15 protein-coding genes are annotated in these 15,777 nt (G+C 61.3%); 10 read left to right on the plus strand and 5 right to left on the minus strand.

Features of this window, described 5'->3' with window-relative positions:
* The first annotated feature begins 95 nt into the window (after positions 1 to 95).
* The 9 genes from gap to DCO57_RS10360 all read left to right on the plus strand — a co-directional run bounded on the left by gap (position 96) and on the right by DCO57_RS10360 (position 8,318).
* Complete coding sequence (gene gap, locus DCO57_RS10325; protein WP_116698803.1) at positions 96 to 1,106, plus strand: type I glyceraldehyde-3-phosphate dehydrogenase; 1,011 nt, start codon at positions 96 to 98, stop codon at positions 1,104 to 1,106.
* A 92-nt stretch (positions 1,107 to 1,198) separates the two neighbouring features.
* Positions 1,199 to 1,372 (plus strand): hypothetical protein, encoded by a 174-nt coding sequence (locus DCO57_RS23510; protein ID WP_165814709.1) that lies wholly within the window; start codon positions 1,199 to 1,201, stop codon positions 1,370 to 1,372.
* A 30-nt stretch (positions 1,373 to 1,402) separates the two neighbouring features.
* Positions 1,403 to 2,026: a LysE family transporter gene (locus tag DCO57_RS10330; protein WP_116698804.1), complete on the plus strand. Its 624-nt coding sequence runs from the start codon at positions 1,403 to 1,405 to the stop codon at positions 2,024 to 2,026.
* A gap of 8 nt (positions 2,027 to 2,034) precedes the next feature.
* Positions 2,035 to 3,234 (plus strand): phosphoglycerate kinase, encoded by a 1,200-nt coding sequence (locus DCO57_RS10335; protein WP_116698805.1) that lies wholly within the window; start codon positions 2,035 to 2,037, stop codon positions 3,232 to 3,234.
* 311 nt (positions 3,235 to 3,545) lie between these two features.
* Positions 3,546 to 4,613: a class II fructose-bisphosphate aldolase gene (fba, locus tag DCO57_RS10340; RefSeq protein WP_116698806.1), complete on the plus strand. Its 1,068-nt coding sequence runs from the start codon at positions 3,546 to 3,548 to the stop codon at positions 4,611 to 4,613.
* A gap of 219 nt (positions 4,614 to 4,832) precedes the next feature.
* The gene (locus DCO57_RS10345; protein ID WP_116698807.1) at positions 4,833 to 5,483 is read left to right on the plus strand and encodes a thiamine phosphate synthase; all 651 of its coding nucleotides are present in this window, start codon (positions 4,833 to 4,835) and stop codon (positions 5,481 to 5,483) included.
* An 11-nt stretch (positions 5,484 to 5,494) separates the two neighbouring features.
* Entirely contained in the window at positions 5,495 to 6,670 is a 1,176-nt protein-coding gene (locus tag DCO57_RS10350) for a tetratricopeptide repeat protein (RefSeq protein ID WP_208977887.1), read from the plus strand.
* Between the two features lie 158 nt (positions 6,671 to 6,828).
* Positions 6,829 to 7,392, plus strand: coding sequence for an elongation factor P (gene efp, locus DCO57_RS10355; protein WP_116698808.1), 564 nt, complete (start codon positions 6,829 to 6,831; stop codon positions 7,390 to 7,392).
* A gap of 119 nt (positions 7,393 to 7,511) precedes the next feature.
* Positions 7,512 to 8,318, plus strand: a complete 807-nt coding sequence (locus DCO57_RS10360; protein WP_116698809.1) for an inositol monophosphatase family protein — start codon at positions 7,512 to 7,514, stop codon at positions 8,316 to 8,318.
* A 101-nt stretch (positions 8,319 to 8,419) separates the two neighbouring features.
* Here the strand turns inward: DCO57_RS10360 and DCO57_RS10365 are convergent, their stop codons facing one another.
* Positions 8,420 to 9,679 (minus strand): NAD(P)/FAD-dependent oxidoreductase, encoded by a 1,260-nt coding sequence (locus tag DCO57_RS10365; RefSeq protein ID WP_116698834.1) that lies wholly within the window; start codon positions 9,677 to 9,679, stop codon positions 8,420 to 8,422.
* 175 nt (positions 9,680 to 9,854) lie between these two features.
* Positions 9,855 to 10,937 carry a methyltransferase domain-containing protein gene (locus DCO57_RS10375; protein ID WP_116698810.1) on the minus strand — a complete coding sequence of 361 codons (1,083 nt, stop codon included), beginning with the start codon at positions 10,935 to 10,937 and terminating at the stop codon, positions 9,855 to 9,857.
* 132 nt (positions 10,938 to 11,069) lie between these two features.
* On the opposite strand from DCO57_RS10375, the gene DCO57_RS10380 reads away from it, so the two are divergent.
* Positions 11,070 to 12,089 carry a helix-turn-helix domain-containing protein gene (locus tag DCO57_RS10380; RefSeq protein ID WP_116698811.1) on the plus strand — a complete coding sequence of 340 codons (1,020 nt, stop codon included), beginning with the start codon at positions 11,070 to 11,072 and terminating at the stop codon, positions 12,087 to 12,089.
* Positions 12,090 to 12,482: 393 nt separating this feature from the next.
* On the opposite strand, the gene DCO57_RS10385 is transcribed toward DCO57_RS10380, so the two are convergent.
* The 3 genes from DCO57_RS10385 to DCO57_RS10395 form a co-directional block, all read right to left on the minus strand.
* On the minus strand, positions 12,483 to 12,971 hold the full coding sequence (locus tag DCO57_RS10385; RefSeq protein ID WP_347876553.1) for a TOPRIM nucleotidyl transferase/hydrolase domain-containing protein: 489 nt from the start codon (positions 12,969 to 12,971) through the stop codon (positions 12,483 to 12,485).
* Positions 12,949 to 13,730 (minus strand): IS5 family transposase gene (locus DCO57_RS23785; RefSeq protein WP_244287922.1). Its coding sequence is split into 2 segments (ribosomal slippage): positions 12,949 to 13,394 and positions 13,394 to 13,730, totalling 783 coding nucleotides; the frame shifts between segments, so codons are not numbered across the junction. The genes DCO57_RS10385 and DCO57_RS23785 overlap by 23 nt, the downstream gene beginning before the upstream one ends.
* Positions 13,731 to 13,789: 59 nt before the next feature.
* A complete protein-coding gene (locus DCO57_RS10395) occupies positions 13,790 to 15,196 on the minus strand; it encodes an ATP-binding protein (protein ID WP_116698813.1) in 1,407 nt (468 codons plus the stop codon).
* Between the last annotated feature and the right edge of the window lie 581 nt (positions 15,197 to 15,777).

The raw sequence follows: 15,777 nt of genomic DNA on the forward strand, positions 1-15,777 counted from the left end.
TTGTCGTGGCCACACGGTCTGTTGTGACCACAATCTGTGCGTTACCAATTGGCGCGAGAGCTTGAACCGAGCGCCGAAGATTGCGGGAGTGGAATATGGTTACCAAGGTAGCAATCAATGGTTTTGGCCGCATTGGCCGGAATGTTTTGCGTGGCATCGTCGAATCCGGCCGCACCGACATCGAAGTCGTTGCCATCAACGACCTCGGCCCGGTCGAAACCAATGCGCATCTGCTGCGCTACGATTCCGTTCACGGCCGCTTCCCGGCCACGGTCGCCGTGGATGGCGACACCATCGCCATTGACGGCGGCAAGCCGATCAAGGTGACCGCGATCCGCGACCCGAAGGACCTGCCTTGGGGCGAACTCGGCGTCGATGTCGCCCTGGAATGCACCGGGATCTTCACGGCGAAGGAAAAGGCGGCCCTGCACCTGGAAGCCGGCGCCAAGCGCGTTCTGGTATCCGCTCCGGCAGCCGGAGCCGACAAGACCATCGTCTACGGCGTCAACCACGATGCCCTGACCGCTGACGACCTGGTCGTCTCCAACGCCTCCTGCACCACCAACTGCCTTGCACCCGTTGCCTTTGTCCTCAATGAGACCGTCGGCATCGAAAAAGGCTTCATGACGACGATCCACTCCTATACCGGTGACCAGCCGACCCTGGACACCATGCACAAGGATCTGTATCGCGCCCGCGCCGCAGCCATGTCCATGATCCCGACCTCCACCGGTGCCGCCAAGGCCGTCGGTCTGGTGCTGCCGGAGCTCAACGGCAAGCTGGACGGCGTCGCCATCCGCGTTCCGACGCCGAACGTCTCGGTCGTCGACCTCAACTTCATCGCCAAGCGCGAAACCACGGTCGACGAGATCAACGCCGCCATCCGCGACGCCGCCAACGGCAAGCTGAAGAACATTCTCGGCTACACGGACGACAAGCTGGTCTCCATGGACTTCAACCATGACAGCCACTCTTCGGTGTTCCATTGCGACCAGACCAAGGTCATGGACGGCACCTTCGTGCGCATCCTGTCCTGGTACGACAACGAATGGGGCTTCTCCAACCGCATGGCCGACACGGCCGTCGCCCTGGCGAAACTGATCTGATGGGTCGGATGACCGAACATCCCTGTTGACCTCAAGGGCGGTTGCGGCAGAGCTGCATCCGCCCTTTCATTGCGACCGGACCGGAGCAAAGCATGACTTCGTTGGCCATGATATTCGGGTTTGTCGTCCTGCTGGGCGTCGGCTTTTATTTCCTTGATCGATACACCGAGCGCAGCAAGAACCGGAGCCATCGCCATTGGCAACCGGATGTCGACAAGACCAGGGCCGAGATCATGAAGAACCTCGAAACGCCCCCGGACCGCTGATCAGCCTGGTTCCAGAAAATAGGAGACTTCGTGCTCGAACTCCTCACCGTCATTTCCCTGACTGTCGTCGCCGCGGTCGTGCCGGGACCGGATTTTGCCGTGGTCCTGCGCAACGCCCTGATCGGCGGGCGCCTCGCCGGCATCATGACCGCGCTCGGCATTGCCCTGGCGCTCGGTGTTCACGTCACCTACGCCCTGGCCGGAATCGGCCTGGTCGTGTCCCAGTCGATCTTTCTGTTCAACGGACTGAAACTGATCGGCGCCGCCTATCTGATCTTTCTGGGCGTGACCATGTACCGGGGCGCCTCCAGCGAAATGCCCGCCGACGGCGCGCTTGCCGGCATGGCGCCGCTCAAGGCGCTGCGCTGGGGTTTCCTCACCAATGTGACCAACCCCAAGGCCACCCTCTTCGCGCTGAGCGTTTTTCTGCAGGTCACTGCTCCGGGCACCCCGCTCTGGACGCAGATCGGCTATGGCGCGATCATGGCCGGCGGAGTGTTCCTCTGGTTCGTGCTGGTCACCCTGTTCTTCACATTGCCCACCGTCCGGCTCCGGTTCATGCGCGCCAAGGTCCGGATTGAGCGCTCCTTCGGTGTCCTGCTGACCCTGTTCGGCATCGGCATTGCCGTCACAACCAACTCGTCCCGTTCCTGACCACAGGTATTCCCATGGCTTTCAAAACTCTCGACGACCTGACCGACATCGCCGGCAAACGCGTTCTGCTGCGTGTTGACCTGAACGTTCCCATGGACGGCGGAAAGGTGACCGACGCAACGCGCATCGAACGTGTGCTGCCGACCATCCGTGAACTCTCCGGCAAGGGGGCCAAGGTCGTCCTGCTCGCCCATTTCGGCCGACCGAAGGGCGAACGCGTGGCGGAGATGTCGCTTGCACCGGTCGCGCCGGGCGTGTCCGCGCTTCTCGGCAGGCCTGTCGCCTTTGCCGAGGACTGCATCGGCCAGCCGGCCGCCGACGCCATCGCCGCCATGGCCGATGGCGATGTCCTGCTGCTGGAAAACACCCGGTTCCACAAGGGCGAGGAAAAGAACGATCCGGACTTCGCCAGGGCGCTTGCCGCCAATGGCGACATCTATGTGAACGACGCCTTTTCCGCCGCCCACCGGGCTCACGGCTCCACCGAAGGCATCGCGAAGCTTCTGCCCGCCTATGCCGGACGCACCATGCAGGCCGAACTGGAAGCGCTCGGCTCCGCCCTCGGCGCCCCGGTCCGCCCTGTCCTTGCCGTTGTCGGCGGCGCGAAGGTTTCCTCGAAAATCGATCTCCTGGAAAATCTCGTCACGCGGGTCGACATGCTGGTGATCGGCGGCGGCATGGCGAATACCTTCCTTGCCGCCAGGGGGATCGACGTCGGCAAGTCGCTGTGCGAGCACGACCTGGCCGACACGGCCCGGAAAATCATGACGGCCGCCGAAGCTTCCGGATGTGAAATCATCCTGCCGGTCGACGCCGTGGTTGCCCGCGAATTCAAGGCCGGCGCCGCCAATGAGACCGTCGCCCTCGATGCCATTCCGGCGGACGCCATGATCCTGGATGTGGGCGCACAGTCCATCGCAACCATTGCAAGCAGGATCGACGCGGCGAAAACACTGGTCTGGAACGGCCCCCTCGGCGCCTTCGAAATCGAGCCCTTCGACCGGGCAACGGTCGCTGCGGCGCAGCACGCGGCACAGAACACCAGGGCCGGCAAGCTGAATTCCGTTGCCGGCGGCGGCGACACCGTGGCCGCATTGAACCACGCCGGAGCCGCCGGCGATTTCTCCTATGTGTCCACCGCAGGCGGAGCTTTCCTGGAGTGGCTGGAAGGCAAGGAGCTGCCCGGCGTCACCGCGCTGGAAAGCTGAAACATGCCCGGGGCGGGCGGGCAGAACCGCCCCGGATACCCTCTCGAGCGCCTGCCGCGCGGAATGTCCGCAGGACCGTTCCGCGGGATATGCCGTTTTCGGCGCCATTTAATTCGCAAGCAGAATTAAATATACCGGCCCGTTTTCGGAACATGTCTTTGTATTTTAATTGATTTAACCCCTGATCCCCTCTTTCAACGCCGGAAAATCTTGTTAGAACCAGCGATGATTGACGCACCGCAACACCGGTGACGCACGACTGCGTTATCCTTATGATAACCACGGCGAACCGGATCCTGGGGAGATTATTGATGGCACGTATTACCCTTCGTCAGCTTCTTGATCACGCTGCTGAACACGATTACGGGGTTCCGGCATTCAACATCAACAACATGGAACAGGCTCTGGCGATCATGGCCGCGGCCGACCAGACCGATGCGCCAGTCATCATCCAGGCCTCGCGCGGCGCCCGTGCCTATGCCCATGACGTGATGCTGAAACACATGATGGACGCGGTCGTCGAGATCTATCCGCATATCCCCGTCTGCGTGCATCTGGATCACGGCAATGCACCGCAGACCTGCATGACCGCCATTCAGGCCGGTTTCACCTCGGTGATGATGGACGGCTCCCTGGAGGCGGACGGCAAGACCCCGGCGGACTGGGACTACAACGTCGGCGTCACCAAGACCGTCACCGACATGGCCCATCTCGGCGGCATCTCCGTGGAGGGCGAACTCGGCGTGCTCGGCTCGCTTGAAACCGGCATGGGCGACAAGGAAGACGGCCACGGCGCGGAAGGCAAGCTCAGCCAGGAGCAGCTGCTGACGGATCCCGACGAGGCGGTGAAATTCGTGAAGGAAACGAAGGTGGATGCGCTGGCGATCGCCATGGGCACCAGCCATGGCGCCTACAAGTTCACCCGCAAGCCGGATGGCAAGGTGCTTGCCATGCATGTGATCGAGGAAATTCACCGCCGTCTGCCGGACACCCATCTGGTGATGCACGGCTCCTCCTCCGTGCCCCAGGACCTGCAGGACATCATCAACCGGTATGGCGGAGAGATGCCGCAGACATGGGGCGTTCCGGTCGAGGAAATCCAGCGCGGCATCAAGAACGGCGTGCGCAAGGTCAATATCGACACGGACAACCGCATGGCCATGACCGGCCAGATCCGCAGGATCCTCAGTGAAAACCCGGCCGAATTCGATCCGCGCAAATATCTGAAGCCCGCCCGCGATGCCATGCAGAAACTCTGCGTCGAGCGCCTGGAAGCCTTCAACACCGCGGGGCAGGCATCGAAGATCAAGAAGATCGTCACTCTTGCGGACATGGCCGCGCGCTATCAGGACGGCAGCCTGGATCCGAAGATCGGCTAGGTGAGCGGACCGGATTCGACCGGCGCCCCTCCCGACGGTTTCCCGGACGGGCATTCGGCCCGGACCATTTGACCGGCTCCGAGCCGGTCTTTCGGCCGGTCCGGGAAGGCAGATAGTTCAACTTTCCTGAAAGAGGGGCCTTGCGTCCCTCTTTCGCCGTCTTTAGGGACAAGAAGCACGACAATGCCCTTGAAACCGGATTGACCAGGACCGCCAGCAGTGAACCGCCCTCGCCTCTTTCTCATCACACCGCCGGAATTCGATACCGACGCTCTGGCCGCGAAGCTTGAACAGGCTTTTGCCGGCGGCGACATCGCCTGCGTGCTGATCTACATGCCCGGCGCCGGAACCAAGGAAATCCAGGGTGCGGCCGAGGTTCTCGTCCCGGTCATCCAGCAGGGTGGCGCGGCGGCGATCGTCTACCGCGACACCCAGGCCGCCGGCCGCAGCGGTGCGGACGGGGTCCATGTGGATGCCTCCCTGGAGGACGTCAAGCTCGCCGTGGAAAGCTTTCACCCCGACCGGATCGTCGGCACCGGCGGCACCAAGCTCCGGCACGAAGCCATGGAATTGGCGGAAACCGGCGTTGACTATATCTTTTTCGGCAAGCTCGACCTCGCCGAGAAGGAAACCGCCCATGCAAAGACCCTGTCCAGCGCCGCCTGGTGGGCCGAGCTCTTCTCCACGCCCTGTGTCGCGCTGGCCGGAAACACGCTTGAAACCCTGGGAGAGGTGGCCGCGACGGGCGCCGATTTTGTCGCCCTCAAGGACGCCGTCTGGCAATCGGAGGACGACATCGCGGCACTCGTCACGCAAGCCAACCGGATCCTGGACGCCCATCCGTTTCCCGAGGACAGCCAGAACGGGTGAGGAGGCAGCCATTGCACGGATTTGAGCAGACCTTTCCAGCCCCTTCCGGTGACGGGGAAGACCATGCCGGGCAGACGCGCCGGAAGGCCCGCTCCGGTGCCCTGAACCGGGCCGCGCTCATCCTGGCCGGCGGCATTCTCCTCGCCGTGCCGCTTCCCGTACAGGCACAGGACAGTGCCCCGAGCGACACCACCTCCGAGGAAGAGGCCGCCGCGTCTGCGGAACCGCAGCCCGTGCTGGTCGATGTCACCACATCGGGCAAGACGCTCCTGAGCATTGTCGATGCCGGCCCTCCCCATCTGGAGGACGATGAGACCGCCACCGCGGAGACCGCCTATTCCGCCTTCCAGCGCGGCTGGTTCCTCACCGCGCTTGGTCTGGCCACACCGCTTGCCGAACAGGGCGACAAGGCGGCCCAGGCACTGCTCGGCGTCCTGCATGAGGCCGGGCTTGGCATCCGGCAGGACAAGGCCAAGGCCGCCGACTGGTATGCCCTGGCCGCGGCTCAGGGCGATGCCGGCTCTGCCATGCAGCTGGCCCAGCTCTACCTGCTCGGCACCGGCGTGGAAACCGACAAGAAAAAGGCCGCCGATTACTTCGAACAGGCCGCCGAAGCCGGCAACCCTTCCGCTCTCTACAATCTGGCGCTGCTTTACCAGGAAGGTGAAGGCCGGCCGTTCGACGAGGACAAGTCGCGCGAACTTCTGGAGCAAGCCGCCCAGCTCAACGATCCCGAAGCCCAGTATGCGCTCGGCCTTTCCTATCTGGAGGCCCAGAGCGGGCTGAACGATCCGGGCCAGGGCGCCTTCTGGCTCGGCCGCGCGGCAAGACGCGGCCACACCTCCGCACAGGTCTATTACGGTATCCTGCGGTTCCAGGGGAAAGGTGTCGACCCCGACGAGGCGGAAGCGGCCGACTGGTTCGAACGCGCCGCAACCGCCGGCAATCCGGTCGCCATGAACCGGCTCGCGCGGGTCTATGCCTACGGCCGCGGCCGGGAGCAGGATTTCGCCGCGGCGGCCGGCTGGCACCTGATTGCCCGGACCCTCGGCGTGTCGGACCAGTCGCTGGACCGGATCGTCGAGAGCCTTGGCGAGGAGACCAAGGCGGAGGCCCGCAAACTGGCAGAACAGTATTCGGCAACCCTGATGGCCCCCACCCGGGATCCTGAACGGGAATCGCCGTAAACTTTGGGTCCGCCGCCGCTTTCGGAACGGAATTCGCCTTTTTTCCTTGAAACCTGCCCGCATTTGTGGTGGACAGGCGCGAGCAAAATTCAAGCGCGTCAGCCAACGATTGCCGTCGCCTGCTCCGGATCCATACAAATCAAAAAGTCGGTCGTTCCATGAAAATCAACGGAAACGAAATCAAGCCCGGTAACGTGCTTCAGCATCAGGAAACGCTTTGGGCCGTCGTCAAGGTCCAGCACGTCAAGCCGGGAAAAGGCGGTGCCTTTGCCCAGGTCGAGATGAAGAACCTGATCGACGGGCGCAAGCTCAACGAGCGTTTCCGCTCCGAAGACAAGGTCGAGCGCGTCCGTCTCGAGCAGAAGGACTTCCAGTATCTCTACACCCAGGAAGACATGCTGATCTTCATGGACACGGAGACCTACGAACAGCTGGAACTTCAGAGCGAATTCGTCGGCGACCGTGCCGCCTTCCTCCAGGACGGCATGATGGTGACCGTGGAACTGCACGAAGAGCGCCCGATCGGCATCACCCTGCCGCAGTTCGTGACCCTGGAAATCCGGGAAGCCGACGCCGTCGTCAAGGGACAGACCCAGTCGTCCTCCTACAAGCCCGCGCTCATGGAAAACGGCGTGCGCGTGATGGTGCCGCCGTTCATTACCGCCGGCGAGAAGATCATCGTGGACACCGGCTCTCTGGAATACGTCCGCCGCGCGGACTGATCCCGCCGCACAGGTCTTCGCAATGTCGCGGCGGGGCACGCCCCGGCCGCAGGCAGACACGCATTCAAACAGGTCTGCCCGGATCCGCCCGGGCAACACCCAACAGCAAGTGACACTCCATGGCCCGCACAGCTCTCCTCAACGTGATGGTTCAAACCGCCTTCAAGGCCGGCCGCTCCCTGGTCCGCGACTTCGGCGAAGTTGAAAACCTCCAGGTCTCCCGCAAGGGACCGGGCGATTTCGTCTCGGCCGCCGACCGCCGTGCCGAGGAAATCATGCGCAGCGAACTGACGCGCGCCCGGCCGACTTACGGTCTCGTCATGGAGGAAAGCGGCGAGGTCGAAGGCACCGACGGACAGCACCGCTGGCACATCGACCCTCTGGACGGCACGACCAACTTCCTGCACGGCATTCCGGTCTTCGCGATCTCCATCGCCCTGGAACGGGCGGGCGAGATCGTCGCCGCCGTCGTCTACAATCCGGTGATGGACGAGCTTTACACCGCCGAACGCGGCCGCGGCGCCTTCCTCAACGACCGCCGCCTTCGCGTCGCCGCCCGCAGGGACCTGCCCGACATGGTCTTCGGCACCGGCCTGCCCTTCATCGGCATGGGCGATCACGGCCGCTCCCTGCGCGAGCTGCGCTACGTCATGCCCGAAGTCGCCGGCGTCCGCCGCATGGGCGCCGCTGCCCTCGACCTCGCCTGGACCGCCTCCGGGCGCCTGGACGGCTACTGGGAGCGCAATCTGAACTCCTGGGACATCGCCGCCGGGATCCTCCTGGTGCGCGAGGCCGGTGGTTTCGTCAGCGACTTCGACGGCAAGAACAAGATGCTGGACAGCGGCGATGTCATCGTCGGCAACGAAGACGCCCACAAGCACCTGCTGCGTCTGCTGAAAAAGGCCGAGGCTCCCGCACAGGAGTAAGGCAGGCCCCCAAGGTCCGGCACGCATGCCGGACCGGGGCATCACGGCTTTTTTTTCAAGATCCAACACCACGCGCGGCTTCATCAGCGGCCCGGCCGGCCTTATCCCGCCGTTCCCTCGCGCTCCGGGGCATCGCCGACGGACTGCCGCAAAACGGGTGCGTCCGCCGGGAAGGAGCGCCCGTTGACCGCACGCGCCTTGTGTGCCCCGGGTGTTTCGAGGGCGGCGGTATCGGCAGCGATCCGGGCGGCGATCCTTTCGGCCGCGACCCCGGCAGCATCGAAGTATCCGGTGAAGATCGGCTTGAAACCGGTGAACCAGAGTCCGGGATTTCCCGGGTCCCGCTCACCCATCGGGTGGTGCGGCCGCCCGTTGGCGTCAAGCACACCGAGATGCCCCAGAAGGGGCTCTAGCCCCGTGCGATAGCCGGTCGCCGCGATGACCACGTCGGGTGCACAGGAGGAACCGTCCGCGAGGACGACGTTTCCGCCCTCGAAGCGTTTGACACCGGGTACGATCCGGAAACGTCCGGCCTTCAGGGCAGCGACGAAGCCGTCGTCGATGGCGAAGGTCACCCCGTCCCGCAAGAGCCGGGTCCCCCCTCCCTCCGGATGGGTGGTCAGCCCGTACCGGCGAAGGTTGCCAAGAAACAGCCACTCGGTAAACCGAAAGGCCGGGTCAAGGACCCAGGTCGGAAGGGCGGCGAAGACCCGCGCCAGCCGGTGCAGCGGAAAGCCGAAAACCCGTTGCGGAACGACGGAAGGACCGTATCGGACAGACACGATGACTTCTGCCGGTTTGTGCCGCGCGAGATGGTTGAGCGCATCCGTTCCCGAGTTGCCGGCCCCGACGACCAGAACACGCTTGCCGTCGAAGCGGGACACGTCGCCAAGATCCGCCGTGTGCAGCAACTCGCCCGAAAACCGGCCGCCCCCCGGCCAGTCCGGAATGTGCGGAATGCTTTCGCGGCCCGTCGCGATGACCAGGTTGTCGGCCTGATACTCACCGGCACCGGTGGAGACTTGCCAGCCACCTGGAGTGCGGGAAACCCCGGTCACTTTGCAGCTGTATTGGATTGGCGTGGCCAGTCCCTCCGCATAGGCTTCAAGATGGTCCACGACGGTGTCACGCTTCAGAAAGACCCCATCGGTCCCGGGGGCCTCCTGGCCGGGAAGTCCCGCGAACGCGCGGTGTATATTGAGCCGAAGCGCCGGATGGCGCGCCCGCCAGGGTTTGGCAACCCGCTCGTGTGCTTCCAGAACGGTGACCGGCAGGCCGCGAACGGACAGGGTACGTGCCGCGGCAAGGCCCGAAAGTCCTGCTCCGATGATCAGCGTGCTGCCGTGTTGTTGGGATTTCATGATCGATCCTTTTGGCGGATTATCGCCAGTGGTGAGGAATTGCAGGGTCGTGCGGCGGCGCATATTGCTCGATGCCCAGATCCCGCAGGAGATGGACGGAGAGCCGCGAGAGGTCTGCATAGGTCCGGCGAAGGGGAATTTCACCGTCATGTCATGTGTCCCTGCCGGTGCCCGATCAGATCCGGGCGGTGAAATAGGCATTGATGGGATCGTGCGGCAGCCGGTGCATCCTGACCGAAGCAAAGCCGGCATCGGCAAGGAACTCTTCAGCCGTCTCCACACCCCACATCGCCCCCAGCCCCGGACCGCCCTGGCCGATGGAGACCGGTGTGCAGTGCATGCTCGAGATCGTGTACAAGAGCGGTGCGAAGGGATTTGCGATGTTCTTTTCCAGGTCCCGCGAGCCCCCGATATCCTGCATCAGGAAGACGCCGCCCGACCGCAGTGACTGCCGGATGAGACGCAGGAATCCCCTGGGATCCGCCTGATCGTGAACAGCGTCGAAGGCAGTCACCAGGTCGAACCTGCCAACTTCATCCGCACAGGACAGGTCACGCGCCTCGAAGTACAGGTTCTCCAGACCTTCCCGTCTGGCCTTGACGGCCGTCTCGGCAAAAGCGTCTTCGCAAAGATCGAACCCGTGAAAGCGGCTGTCCGGATACGCCCTGGCCAGCGCCATCATCGCCAGGCCTCCTCCGCAGCCGAAATCGGCCACGTCGATGCCCTCCTCCAGGCGCTGGATCAGGCCCGGCACCACCGGCAGGATAGCGTCCACGAGATGCGCGACGACCAGCTGTGCGCTGTCTTCGGCCATCACCTGATGGAAGCGGTCAAAATGGTGGTAGCAAAGGCCCTCGCCACTGCGGAACCGCTCCAGCAGCGCGTTTTCGACGGACGCCGCGATGCCGATGAACTGGGTCGTGACGGCCATGTTGTCCGGGCTGGCGTTCCGGGTCAGAAAGGCAGCGTGCTCCGGTGGCAACGTGTAACCGGCTGCCAGCGGATCGTAATCGACCACGCCCGACGTCACCATCACGCCCAGCCATTCGCGCAGGTAGCGCTCGTTGACATCGGCCCGCTCCGAAAGCCCCTGCGACGTGTGTCCGGGATTGGCCGCAAGCGCATCGAAGAGTCCGGCGCGGTGACCCAGAGAGGTCATGACCGCAAGTGCCGCTTCGTTCAGGGTTCCGACAAACCGTTCCGCGAAGGCCTCGGCCTTCGCGTCATCGAATGCATGGTTTGGGTTCTGGTAGGTCATCCGGTGCTCCTGCGTTGGGGAGGCGCGGCACGATCCGCCGCTGTCCTGGCCATGGTGATGGACCAGTCCCGCAAACCGCGTTAGAAGAGAAAGAGAACGAACCGGTGATAATCGGACCTGGAAAGACGCCTTTTGGACAAAAAAAGTTACAATACGATCGTTATCGGATCACGCCTTGCCGGAACATCCGTGCTGTTCTCGATCCTCGACGTGCTGGCGTCCGTGGGCCGTGACTGGGAAATGCTGCACGGCTTGCCGGCGCAAGTGCCGCTTTTTCAGGTCAGCCTCAGAACCATCGACGGTGCGCTTTATTGGGACGTGAACGGGCGGAAGATCACGCCCGACGGCATGCTGACCGAAGCGCCGGAACCCGATCTGGTTATCGTGTCCGAGCTGCACCTCGACCCGAATGGCGGCCTCCCTGAGGAGTTACGCCCGATTGCCGACTGGCTCAGCGAAGCCCATGCGCGCGGCGTCATTGTCACCTCCGTCTGCTCCGGCGCGGTCCTTCTGGGGGCAGCGGGGCTGCTGGACGGCAAGGAAGCAACGACCCATTGGGGCTTTGCGGACATGCTTGGGCGAAATTTCCCTCAAGTGAAGGTGTGCCGCGAACGCATCCTCGTCCCGGCGGGGGAAGGTCACCGGGTCGTCACCGCGGGGGGCGCCTCTGCCTGGGCGGATCTCATGCTGTATCTGATCGGGCGGTTCGCCGGGACGGACGAGGCCCGCAGAATCGCCAAGGTCTATCTGATCGATCCACATCACCAGGGCCAACTGCCCTATGCCTCCCTGGCTTCGGGGCGGCAGCATGACGATCAGCAGATTGCGGAGGTGCAGGTCTGGGCGGCGCAGAACTACCATACACCCCGACCCGTGGCAGCCATGGCGGATCTGGCCAAGATGACCGAGCGCGGCTTTCTGCGCCGCTTCAGGAAGGCGACCGGACAGGCGCCGGCGGATTATGTGCAGACCTTGCGTATCGAGGAAGCCAAGCAGTTGCTCGAGACGACAGCGATGCCCATCGAGGAAATTTCCGCCGAGATCGGATATTCCGAGCCCTCGAGTTTCCGGTCCGCTTTCCGAAAGCGCGTCGGGATCTCCGCATCCGCCTATCGGAAGAAGTGGCAAGCACTGGCTCCGGTCACATCCTGAACACGGCACGACCCGTGTTGCACAGAGACTCTCCCTCGATTGAACCGAAAGCTCCCCGAGGAAACCCGCGGTCCCGTCCAGAAGGATAGGTGACGGAGGGCCGGTGGTTGTCGCTGTCTTCCGAGAGGCTGCCGGTCCGGCTGGACGAAATTATTGCACCCGCTTCGGCTACGGGCCCTGACAGGACGGTTTCTCAACGAATGACCGAATTGCCTCCCCGAATTGACCATTTGCCGCAAATGAGATGTTCCCGAACAGCAGACATTCACACGGATCAAGACAGTAATAGGTTTCGGGCTAGAGCGGTCATTCACCATCGCACATTGATGCTGCGATGCGACCCGTCGCAGGAGACATTCGCTGCGGACGAAAGCAAGCACTTATAGAGCTCCACTACTTCAAGATATTGGTCACCACGTCGTCGACCACAGAGAATCTTCTTCCAGCGTCCCATGCCGCCTTCATCGCTGCAGCAACGAACAGAGGGTTCTTTCTTGAGTTCTTGAGATAGCCTACCGCATCAGAACCCGCCTGATGAAACGTCAGTTTGTCTAGGCCAAACTCATCTTCCAAAACCGCTTCAATGGTATCGACCCAAGCGGTAAGGTCTGCCTCTTTGACATGTGCAGCAGGAAAACCTTCCAAAGAAGCTCTGCCCATCAACTGAAAAATAGCGTTATTATCTCGGATATGTTCAGCATGGTACTTTTCGTCGCTACCTCCATCACAATCGAAGACAACGTGGCATGGTATTTGAAAGTCTTTCGCAATCAATAACATCAAGGCTAGACTGCTCTTTCCCTCGCAAACGACCAGAGATGTGCCCGATTTTTGAAATTCTGTTTTCCGCCCGGAGAGCCTAGGTTCTGTTGACAAAGTCACGTAGCCATATGCGTGCGGCTGCGAGATTGAGGAAAGCGGCGAAGGACGCCTTGGTCTTGTCGTATCGTGTAGCGATCCTGCGGAACTGTTTGACCTTGTTGAACATTCGCTCGATCCGGTTCCTGTCCTTGTAGGCCCGGAAGTCGCAAGGTATCGGTTCCTTGCGGTTTGACTTTGGGGGAATGACAGGGCTGATGCCAGCCAGCAGCAGGCTTTGGCGCACTGCATCACCATCGTATCCCTTGTCAGCCAGGAACAGCCGAGGCTTGCGGAAAGGCATATCCAACAGGGCGGGAACGGCGCTGTAGTCGGATGCTTCACCGCCTGTCAGGACAAAGCCGAGAGGGCGTCCTTGACCGTCCGTTCGGGCGTGGATTTTCGTCGTAAAGCCGCCGCGTGATCGACCAAAAGCCTCCTTATGAGTCCCCCTTTTGCGCCGGCGGCCTGACTGTGACCGCGGATTGTGGTGCTGTCGATCATGTGTTGCCAGTCATCGGTGAGCCCGAGATCCACCAGCGTTTCCAGCAGACCATCCCAGACGCCTTGCTCTGCCCACCGGCGAAAGCGCACATAGACCGAGTTCCATTTCCCGTAGCGCTCGTGCATGTCGCGCCAGGGGCAGCCAACGCGCAGCACATGCAGCATACCATTCAGATAACGGCGGTTATCCTGAGCTGGACGGGACTTTCGGCCCCGCTCCGGCGGAAGCAATGCTTCGATCAATTCCCATTCCGCGTCGGTCAAATCGCCACGTGCCAAGGCTGCCTCCCAAAAGACAGTCTTGAATCACGGATCAACTGATTTGTGAATCCACTTTGTCAACATGACCTAAGAAATGTCTCGAAGCAGGCTTGGTCAGAAATTCCTTCAATCAAAACAACTTTATCTGCGAAGAAGACTTCATTGAACTTCGGCTGCGTCTGTATCGCAAGTTTGGTTCGTGCCTGATCCTCATCTCGCAGCGGGCGCTCGAATGCCCCATTGTAGCCGGTCAGAATTGTTGAAAATGAGGACTTCGACACCGAGGCCGCTCCAGAAATGTTCCGGAACATTTTGATGCCCTCATAGTGGTCGACATCAATGAAATAAGGGCTATGCGTGGTGATAAACACCTGCGCGTCACCGCCAGAAAGCTCCATAAGCACCGCCGCCAGATGTTTTGCTTGCGGTGGATGCTGATACAGTTCTGGTTCTTCGCACCCGAGGATCAGGGTAGGGCTCACATCGCTGTCCACGGCCATCAGTTCTTGAAGGATTACAAGCAGGAACGAGCGCTGGAGACCGTGCCCGAACTTGTTTACCTCACCTGAGAAACCACGGTCGGACAAGAGCACCTGGGCCACCGGATCTTGCACCGAAACCGATTTGTCTTCTTTTTTCCAATCGAGCGTGAGGTCGGTCTCGGCGGTGACTGCAGCCTGTAACCTTGATGCGAGACGTTTTTGAAGAGTTGTGAGATGAGTACGCTGGCCGGTTAGCAGAGTCTCGTATGCCTCCAGTGCCTCCTCTCGGATCCTTGCCAGCTCACTTTCGTAGTCCATTCCAGATCGTATTGTGTGCTGGATTAACCGCCCGAGGTGCGATGACTTAGCTTCTTCGGATTCGCTGATCGCATCTTTAACTGCAGGTACATAGACCCAGTTAAGATGCCGTTGGAATTTATGGGCACCTTTGCTGACGCCAAAGAATTCTGCACCACTCTTGGTGAGAGCCTTATCAGCTTCCGGGAGAGCCTCCTCGTACGCCGCGATGGCCGCCTTGCGCCCCTCATCGTTGGTTGCGTTTTCGATTTCAGAAAATTTTTCCCGCAACCCCCGAAAAATTGCTCCTCGCTCCGACGCGTTTTTACCCTCGAAAAACGGACGGAAAGGCTCAAAGATCAGGCGCTCACCGCGGATAACTTTCTTGAATGAGCCATCACCGTCAGCAGTTATTTCTGCCTGAACAACAAGCTTCCCAGCTCGAACGTAGTGCTTGAACTCCTCAACTGCCCCGTCGCTCAGTTCGTTGAACGTAAGCTTGATGATGATCGGGTTGGATGTGTCACGGTTATGAAAATCATCTTCGGAAAAGGAAGCGATTTCTCCAAAGAACACATTCAGCGCATTCAAGACTGTGGATTTCCCAGAACCATTTGGCCCGACGAACGTATTGAACCCTAAGCAATCAATGGTTTCATCTCTGATGGACCTGAAATTTTTTATTTCAATAGATTTTATCTTCATACCAATACCCTTGAAAGGTTATATTGATATCATACCACCTGAAGTTGATTTTCGCTATCCGCAAGCTCCATGCGGTGCTTGCTTTTTGGTGATAAGCAACCTCACATAGTCCGGAGTCCATCCACAAGGTCACCCCACTCCTTCATCAGCTTGATCTGCTGATCCCAGTACGTTGCACGTTCTGCGGATAGCATTCCGGTCTTGGTGCGTGCAGCGCTGCCTCAATTACCTCCAGATCAAAGCCACAGTTGTTGAGGATGGCGCTCGCAGTCGCACGGAAAACCCGGCCGGCGGCATCTTCCTTCGCGCTCCACCGGACCATCGCTCAAGACGCAGCCTGTGGCAGCTTCCCGCCTTCCTGACGATGGCAGCCTATCTTGGTCATATCGGACGATTAAAGTCCGCTTTCGAGGTTAGAGGCAGAAATCTCGCGCTTGCGCCGAACGACGGCTCTCCCTGAAGGTTTTTCGATGCGGGCCGCTGTGTGGCGGTTGCCGCGGAGCAGGCATCGGTCCGCGTTGACAAACCTCGGAAGGAGGAAGCCGCGGGGCCTTGGCGGGGGGTCTATGGGGAAAGAGGCA

This window comes from Labrenzia sp. 011 (assembly GCF_003075075.1).
GTDB lineage: Bacteria > Pseudomonadota > Alphaproteobacteria > Rhizobiales > Stappiaceae > Roseibium.

Bases quoted from the DNA above. Each gene is read 5' to 3' on its own strand.
- gap (WP_116698803.1), top strand. From the start codon at position 96: ATGGTTACCAAGGTAGCAATCAATGGTTTTGGCCGCATTGGCCGGAAT.
- DCO57_RS23510 (WP_165814709.1), top strand. From the start codon at position 1,199: ATGACTTCGTTGGCCATGATATTCGGGTTTGTCGTCCTGCTGGGCGTC.
- fba (WP_116698806.1), top strand. From the start codon at position 3,546: ATGGCACGTATTACCCTTCGTCAGCTTCTTGATCACGCTGCTGAACAC.
- efp (WP_116698808.1), top strand. From the start codon at position 6,829: ATGAAAATCAACGGAAACGAAATCAAGCCCGGTAACGTGCTTCAGCAT.
- DCO57_RS10360 (WP_116698809.1), top strand. From the start codon at position 7,512: ATGGCCCGCACAGCTCTCCTCAACGTGATGGTTCAAACCGCCTTCAAG.
- DCO57_RS10365 (WP_116698834.1), bottom strand. From the start codon at position 9,679: ATGAAATCCCAACAACACGGCAGCACGCTGATCATCGGAGCAGGACTT.
- DCO57_RS10375 (WP_116698810.1), bottom strand. From the start codon at position 10,937: ATGACCTACCAGAACCCAAACCATGCATTCGATGACGCGAAGGCCGAG.
- DCO57_RS10395 (WP_116698813.1), bottom strand. From the start codon at position 15,196: ATGAAGATAAAATCTATTGAAATAAAAAATTTCAGGTCCATCAGAGAT.